The 7,212-nt window shown below is 70.4% G+C and carries 9 protein-coding genes; all 9 read left to right on the forward strand.

Annotated features, from left to right (window positions below; all coding sequences use genetic code 11):
- Nucleotides 1-16 precede the first annotated feature (16 nt).
- Nucleotides 17-1,534 (forward strand): VirB4 family type IV secretion system protein, encoded by a 1,518-nt coding sequence (locus AQI95_RS29165; RefSeq protein ID WP_067130248.1) that lies wholly within the window; start codon nucleotides 17-19, stop codon nucleotides 1,532-1,534.
- Between the two features lie 91 nt (nucleotides 1,535-1,625).
- Complete coding sequence (locus tag AQI95_RS29170; RefSeq protein WP_067130251.1) at nucleotides 1,626-1,925, forward strand: hypothetical protein; 300 nt, start codon at nucleotides 1,626-1,628, stop codon at nucleotides 1,923-1,925.
- Between the two features lie 136 nt (nucleotides 1,926-2,061).
- On the forward strand, nucleotides 2,062-2,814 hold the full coding sequence (locus tag AQI95_RS29175) for a hypothetical protein (RefSeq protein ID WP_067130254.1): 753 nt from the start codon (nucleotides 2,062-2,064) through the stop codon (nucleotides 2,812-2,814).
- Between the two features lie 100 nt (nucleotides 2,815-2,914).
- Nucleotides 2,915-3,307: a hypothetical protein gene (locus tag AQI95_RS29180; protein WP_159056604.1), complete on the forward strand. Its 393-nt coding sequence runs from the start codon at nucleotides 2,915-2,917 to the stop codon at nucleotides 3,305-3,307.
- Between the two features lie 429 nt (nucleotides 3,308-3,736).
- Nucleotides 3,737-4,198 (forward strand): hypothetical protein, encoded by a 462-nt coding sequence (locus AQI95_RS49210; protein WP_244188881.1) that lies wholly within the window; start codon nucleotides 3,737-3,739, stop codon nucleotides 4,196-4,198.
- Complete coding sequence (locus AQI95_RS29190; RefSeq protein WP_067130264.1) at nucleotides 4,195-4,698, forward strand: hypothetical protein; 504 nt, start codon at nucleotides 4,195-4,197, stop codon at nucleotides 4,696-4,698. Before AQI95_RS49210 ends, AQI95_RS29190 begins: the two co-directional genes overlap by 4 nt.
- 97 nt (nucleotides 4,699-4,795) lie before the next feature.
- Nucleotides 4,796-5,587, forward strand: coding sequence for a hypothetical protein (locus tag AQI95_RS29195; protein ID WP_067130267.1), 792 nt, complete (start codon nucleotides 4,796-4,798; stop codon nucleotides 5,585-5,587).
- Nucleotides 5,588-5,602: 15 nt separating this feature from the next.
- Nucleotides 5,603-6,142 (forward strand): hypothetical protein, encoded by a 540-nt coding sequence (locus tag AQI95_RS29200; RefSeq protein ID WP_244188882.1) that lies wholly within the window; start codon nucleotides 5,603-5,605, stop codon nucleotides 6,140-6,142.
- 70 nt (nucleotides 6,143-6,212) lie between these two features.
- Nucleotides 6,213-7,212, forward strand: a 1,000-nt coding sequence (locus AQI95_RS29205) for a DUF8094 domain-containing protein (RefSeq protein ID WP_208614288.1), incomplete at its 3' end; no start/stop codon positions are given.

The raw sequence follows: 7,212 nt of genomic DNA on the forward strand, positions 1-7,212 counted from the left end.
GAAACGAGGGCCTGCGATGAACCACCGGCCCGCCCGCCGCGCACGCCGAGCCTCCGCCAGCCCCCTGTTCACCCCGCACGGCAGCGACCGGGCCACCCGGCGTGCCGCCCGCCGCCAGCTCGCCGAAGCCGTCGCGAAAGCACGCACCGAGACAACCGCTCATCCGGCCGATGGCGCCGCACCGGCCGAACACGGCACGCCCCCGCCGCTGTACCCGCCGGGCGGACGGCCCGGGCGCGCATCCGCCCGCGGGAACCGGCTGAAGCTGCCCGCCCACCGCATGACCACCGCCGTCGCGGCCGGCGCCTACCCCTTCCTCGCCGAAGGCGGACTCGGCGCCGAGGGCATCTACATCGGTCAGGACGTCCACGCCCAAGCGAGCTTCGTCTTCGACCCGTTCGCCCTGTACGGCAAGGTCGAGGGCTTCACCAACCCGAACATCCTGCTGGCCGGGGTGATCGGCCAGGGCAAGTCAGCCTTGGCGAAGTCGTTCGCTCTGCGGTCCGTGGCGTTCGGGTACCGCGTGTACGTCCCCTGCGACCCGAAGGGTGAATGGACGCCGGCCGCACAAGCCCTCGGCGGCACCTGCGTCGCCCTCGGCCCCGGCCTGCCCGGCCGCCTCAATCCCCTGGACGCGGCCCCGCGCCCGCGGTCCATCTCCGAGGCGGACTGGAAGGGTGAGATCCGCAAGAGGCGCCTGCTCCTGCTCGGCTCCCTGGCCCGGACCGTTCTGGGCCGGGACCTGATGCCGATGGAGCACACCGCGCTCGACGTCGCCCTCGACATCGTGGTCACGAAAGCCGCTGATACCGGCCGCACTCCCCTCCTCGGCGACGTGGCCGCCACCCTCAACAACCCCGCCCAGCTCGCCGAAGCCGCCGGGATGATGTCCGGCCAGCTCGGCGACGCAGCCCGCGACCTCGCCCACGCCATGCGCCGCCTGGTCCACGGCGACCTGGCCGGCATGTTCGACGCCCCCTCCACCGTCCGCTTCGACCCAAGCGCGCCGATGCTCACCATCGACCTGTCCCGGCTCGGCGGCTCCGGCGACGACACCGCCCTCGTCCTCGCCATGACCTGCGCCTCTGCCTGGATGGAATCCGCCCTCAGCGACCCGCACGGCGGCCGACGGTGGATCGTCTACGACGAGGCATGGCGCCTGATGCGCCATGTCGGCCTGCTGCAGCGCATGCAGGCGCAGTGGAAGCTGAGCCGCGGACTCGGCATCGCCAACCTCATGGTGATCCACCGGCTGTCCGACCTGCTCACCGCCGGCGACGCCGGATCACAAGGCCGCGCACTGGCCGAGGGCCTCCTCGCGGACTGCTCCACCCGCATCATCTACCGGCAGGAAACCGACCAGCTTCACGCCGCCGCCTCCCTGCTCGGCCTGACCACCGTCGAAATGGACGCCATCGCCCACCTCAACCGCGGCCGTGGCCTGTGGAAAGTCGCAGGCAGGAGCTTCATCGTCCAACACCTGCTGCATGCATACGAGCTGGCGCTCTTCGACACAGACGCCCGCATGCACTGAAAAGGGTCTTCCCGCCAGTTCGCGAACACCTGCCCCAAGAGGGGCCCCTGGGCCGGAATCACCACCCGCTGAATCAAGAAGGAACTACCCCATGCAGCGTCCCCCGAACCTGACGGATGAGGAATGGGCCGACTACCGCCAGTGCCAAGCGGACGAAGACAGCGTGCTGGCCCAAGTCGCCGACCACGAAGCACAGATGGAAACGGGCCTGATCGACTCCTACGAGGAGTACGAATTCAACGGGGAGCCGCCCTCGCGCAGCAACCCGGAACCGTACGCACCGGCCGGACCGGCCCTGGCCACCGGCCGCCACCGTTCAACGCCCGCGAGCGGCCCCCTCCCCGGCCTCCCGCCGGGCCAGCCGCGCACACCCCCACGGCCCCTGCGCTGAGCACGGCGCACCGCACGCCTCCCACCCCCGCCCGCCCGGGCTCTACGGCCCGGCACCGGCTTTGCGCCGCCTCGCCGTTCGGGGGGTGCGCGTGCTGTACCTCGGTACTCCCTCGGGGGCTGACACACGGGCAGCGATGAGCGCAGGGCTGATGGGCTGTATGACCACTCCCGCACAGGGCAGCCGCATCCCGGACGGCGCCCTGTACGCCTGCGACAACTCGAAGTTCGGCAGCGACGGCAAGGGCCGCTACTGGCCCGGCACGGACGCGTGGTTCGCCTGGCTGAACCGGACTGTCGAGCGCTACGGGCCAGATCGCTGCCTGTGGGCGCTCGCCCCGGACCAGCCGTTCGACGCGGCAGGCACCCTCACCGAGTCCCTGCCGTGGCTGGCCCGCATCCGCGAACTAGGCATCCCGGCGGCCTACGCGGCGCAGGACGGGTGCGATGCGCCCGGGCTGCTGCCCTGGGACGCATTCGACGTCCTGTTCCTTGCCGGATCAACTGAGTGGAAGCTCGGCCCTATCGCCGAGCATCTGGCCCGCGAGGCGAAAGCACGCGGCAAGAGCGTGCACATGGGCCGGGTCAACTCCCGGACTCGACTCGGCATCGCCGAGTGGTTCGGATGCGACACCGCCGACGGCACTTATCTCGCGTACGGGCCCGACAAAAACCTGCCCAAGCTCCTCAGATGGCTCGACGAACTCGACGGCCGCCCCTCCCTCTTCAGCGGCACACAAGCATCCAGCTATCTCGACGGAACACCGAGAACCCCATCGCGTGGGAGTAACCCCCGACCTGACGCACTTCCCGGCCAGGGGGCCGCCTCACACGGCCCGGTCCCCGTCACACCCCGGAAATCCCCGCCCCATGCGAACCGACGGCCCTAGCGACAAAAGCAACGCCCCCGCCCGCGACGAACGAAAGAAGCTTCCCCTGCCCGCCTTCGCCCTTCGCCGGCCGCACCAAGCCCTGGTTTCCGCCGGCGCCATGCTTGCAGCCGCTGTCGTGATGACCGGCTGCGGCACCACCACCGGTCACACCGCCCACACCCCCACGGCAACCCGCACGCCGACGTCTCAGCCGACTCGCTCACAGCCGGTCCACGGGCTGGACGGGACATGGCGCCCGATCAACTCCGACAGCCCCATCACCTCGCTGACGATCTCCGGCACCACTGCCACCACCACGGGCCGTCTCGCCTGCCCCGGCACCCTCGCCCGGATTGCCACGGCCGCCCCCGTGCTCACCCTGCACTGCACATCCCCGGACCCGGACCGCACCCAGGGCACCATCACTCTCCGGCCGGACGGAACCGCTCTGGTCATCAACTGGGACGGCCCGAAGTGGGGCGGCGCTCTCGACAGCCTGCGCCGCGCCTGACCCGCACGAACCCATAGCGCAACGACAGCGGCCTCTGCGGCTGACCGCCCGACACACCCCATTCACTAGGAGCCTTTCATCCAGTTCCATCCGACCATCCTGCTCTTCCCCGCTCTCGACGAGGAGGACCTCAACGCCCTCGCCGACAACATCAAAGAAAAGGGCCTGATCCACCCCGTCGTCCTCGACCGCGACGGCCGCGTCATCGACGGACGCAACCGCCTGAAGGCATGCGAGATCGCCGGCGTCGAACCCGCGTACACCACATACGAAGGTGACGACCCTGACGGATACGTCCTGTCCGCGAACGCCCACCGGCGCAACCTCACCAAGGGGCAGCTGGCCATGATCACGGCGAAAGCCTGTCCACTCAGTGGACAGAGCGGGCGTCCACCGAGTGGACAGTCCTCTCGTTTCCTGAGTGGACAGTTGGGAATCTCGCGAGGCTTCGTCGGCAAGGCCAACGTCGTGCTCCAGCACGCACCCGATCTCGTGGACCCCGTGATCAGCGGCGCCACGGGACTCAACGAGGCGTATGCCACCGCCCAGGAGAACAAGGCCAAGGCCAACTCCGCCGAAGTGCAGCTCGCCCGCCTGCGGGAGGAGGACCCCGAACTGGCCGACCGGGTCGTCGAGGGCCACCTGACCCTGGCCGGCGCATGGGCCGAGCGCACCGAGCGCGTCGAGGAGGACAAGCGGCAGCGCCGCGTGGCCACCCGCTTGCTGGACGAGATCGTCCCGCCGCTCGCCCAGACCCGCGGAACGAGAACGTTCAGCCGGTACGACCCAGCGTTCGCCAGCGGCTCCCCCATCACCCGCGAGATCATCGCCCACGCCACGACCGCGCTGGCCGAGATGGACCAGATCTGGCAGGAGCGTGATCTCCCGTGACGACCCCCGCCGACATACGGCTGCGGCACATCGTCGAGCAGTGCGCCGTTGCTCTCACGGACGCCGACGGCCGGTTCCGCAAGAACGACCTCATCGAGGCGGTGGTCGAACATCTCGCGCACGAGGACCTCGACCCGCATCTCATGGCCGCTGCCCTGGCCAAGCTCGCTCAGAGCCACGTCACCGGGTGGGCCGAGGAACGCAACCCGCGCCGCTGGCAAAGCACCGGCCGCTTCTTCCACCCCCGGTCCGTGATGAAGCTGGGCAACGGAATCTGGGTATGGATGGGCCGCTCCACCGACTCCGACATGGTCCAGTGGAGTCGACTGTCGAGGAAGAACCGGGCACGCGTCGACCGGGCCGACGACGAGGTCCAGGACTACTCGGACGAAGTCCTCGACGCCTTCCGTGCCCATCGGGACATCGTCTGTCTCGAAGACCTGGAGCGCGTGGTCTTCGGCTGGAGCGAGGACCAGACGGATCAGGCCGCCCTCTTCTGACCGTGACCCGCGCGGAAAGCGAGGCCAGGGCATCCGTCCGGTCAGCAGCACACGAGCCGCAACACAAATCTCCGCCCGTACACGCCCGTAGGAGCCCATGCCCCCTCCCCACACGCGCGCCCGTCTGTCCGGCTTCGCCTCCGCACTCGCCGCACGACTGCCCGGCACCTGGCACAGCGAGATCGAGAGCTATCCCGCCTTCGAGGACCAGTTCCCCGTCGCCGAGCGGATCTGGGACTTCGGCCCCTCCCAGTCGGCGCCGCTGGACGTCCACCTCGAACACGCGGCTGTGCTCCACGGGTTCGACGGGCAGCAGCTGTACGTCATGGCCCGGCCCCGCTGCCCGCACCAGTTCCTCGTCGCCCCTCTCCAGCCCGACGGGTTCCGGCCGCACCACTTCGCCGGGGTGGACGAGCCGTGCGGCATCTCCGTGCCCCGTGATCCCGTACGTGCCGCGGCCGCGGTCACCCGCCGTGTTATGCCCCGCTTCCAGCGAGCTCTGGACGCGGTCCGGGACAACGCGCGCATCCGGCCCGAGCCGCCGCACCGCCCACCTGCGGCGAAGGCGGACCGCACCCTCACACTGGTCTGGTACCCCGACGGCGCCGTGGGGGCACCGTCCGCCTCGGTGCCCAAGGAGATGCGCGGCACGCTGTTCGGCTGCCGCTTTCAGTACGACCCGCACCAGGCGGCCTTCGTGCTCCCCACCTCCTACAGCCCCGCCGAGCGCGCCCTCCTCGTCCAACTCGCCACCCAGCGCCTGATGGCCGAGGGCATCGGGGTCAACTTCCGCCGGGCAGCCCCACCCGCGCCCCGGCCTCCCCGCCCGGCGGCGGCAACGCTCGGCGCACCGCCCTCCGCGGGACAGCCGTCCGCCCCGCGGCGGTAGAACCCGGGCGCTCCCGTGCAATCACTGTCGCTGTCCGAGCCCGATCAGCGGATGCTGCTGCACGACGTGGCCGACCGGATCAACACCGTGGCTGACCAGATCCCGCTCCCCGACCAGATCCGTCCCGAACCAGCGCTGGGCGAGATCCTGGACGACGAAGTGCGCCATCTGGCCCGGCTGTTGGGCTATCTGGCCGGGGAGAGCGCGTTCCGTCACCGGGCGGCTGCCCGTTACCCGGCCCAGGTCACGGTGTCCCAGCGCCGCGTCACGCTTGCCCTCGCCGGTGCCGCCGAGCCCGCCGGAGCCGCGCTCGCCGCGCTCGGCAGTGCCATCCACTGCCTCGGTGTTCTCGCCGACCTCACCCACCAGTCCCCCGGCCCCGCCCGCCATCGGGCAACCGCCGCCGCGCACCAGCAACTCGTGGACCATCTCGCCGAAAGCCGCACGCGCCTCGCACAGTCCGCGAAGTACCTGCGCCATGCCGCCGATACCCGATCCGCACCGTCCGCGCCGACCCCGGCCCCGCCGACGGCCTCCCCGGCCCGCATCCGCTGACCGTTCTCCCCCGGAGATTCCCATCCCTCTGCACACCTCCGCCCGCCGCACCACCTTCCTGCTCACCGCCGTGGCCGTCGCGCTGACCGCGTCCGCGTGCTCCGCCTCCAGCAGCCCGAAGCACGACACCACGGCCACCCGCACCGCGCACCCCACGCCGGCCCCTGAGCCGGCGCTGACGAAGCAGGAGGCCCTCACTCAGATCGCCCATTACTCCAAGATCAACAATGAGGCCAACGCCGATCGCAACCGTCAGCTCCTCGACACCGTGGAGGACGGCCCGCTGTACGCGATGTCGCTGGCCGACTTCAAGGAGGAGGCGGGTCTGCCGACGGCGGACCGCGAGCCGTACCGGCTGTGGTCGTACGACCTCGATGCGACCGACCTCTACATCCCGCGCCTCAAGCCGGGCCAGCAGCGGTGGTTCGCCGCCGTCACCCGCACCGGCAGCACCAAGCAGTACGCCCGCGTCCTGGTCATGGCCGAGAACGCGAAGGCGAAGCGCTGGGAGATGGTCGCCGCCGTCGACATCGACGACCCCCAGCAGCTCCCGAAGATCACACTCGACAAGGACGGCTACGCCACCGCACTCGACGCCTCCTCCACCTCGCTGTCCGCGCCGATCAGCGTGCTGCGCACGGCGGTTGGCGACAACTTCGCCACCGGAGGCGAGAAGACGGGCAAGCAAGTCTTCACCTCGACCGAAGCGTCCCGGCGGCAGATCAAGGTCCACGACCAGACGATCCACAAGTTCGGCACGCGCGGCACCACTCAGTTCACGCCCGCCGATCCGGAGTTCCCGCAGGCGTACGCGCTGAAGACGAACACCGGCGCGCTAGTGGTCTTCTCCCACACGCACACCCAGCACGACTCCGTCACCGCACCGGGCCTTGAGATCGTGCCGGACAAGCAGGACCGCGCCTGGCTCGACGGCCCAGGCCCCGCCTTCACCTACACGTTCACGTGCTCGGACATCGCCTCTGTCCCGTCCGCGCCGAAGCCGTCCAGCCTGCTGGGCTACGGCTGCCGCCGCACGGACGCCAAGGCCGCCGTCCCGGACTTCCACCTTT

The sequence above is a fragment of the Streptomyces yokosukanensis genome (assembly GCF_001514035.1).
Taxonomy (GTDB): domain Bacteria; phylum Actinomycetota; class Actinomycetes; order Streptomycetales; family Streptomycetaceae; genus Streptomyces; species Streptomyces yokosukanensis.

Excerpts from the sequence above, each read along its gene's own strand:
- AQI95_RS29165 (WP_067130248.1), top strand. The coding sequence starts at position 17 with ATGAACCACCGGCCCGCCCGCCGCGCACGCCGAGCCTCCGCCAGCCCC.
- AQI95_RS29170 (WP_067130251.1), top strand. The coding sequence starts at position 1,626 with ATGCAGCGTCCCCCGAACCTGACGGATGAGGAATGGGCCGACTACCGC.
- AQI95_RS29175 (WP_067130254.1), top strand. The coding sequence starts at position 2,062 with ATGAGCGCAGGGCTGATGGGCTGTATGACCACTCCCGCACAGGGCAGC.
- AQI95_RS29180 (WP_159056604.1), top strand. The coding sequence starts at position 2,915 with ATGCTTGCAGCCGCTGTCGTGATGACCGGCTGCGGCACCACCACCGGT.
- AQI95_RS29195 (WP_067130267.1), top strand. The coding sequence starts at position 4,796 with ATGCCCCCTCCCCACACGCGCGCCCGTCTGTCCGGCTTCGCCTCCGCA.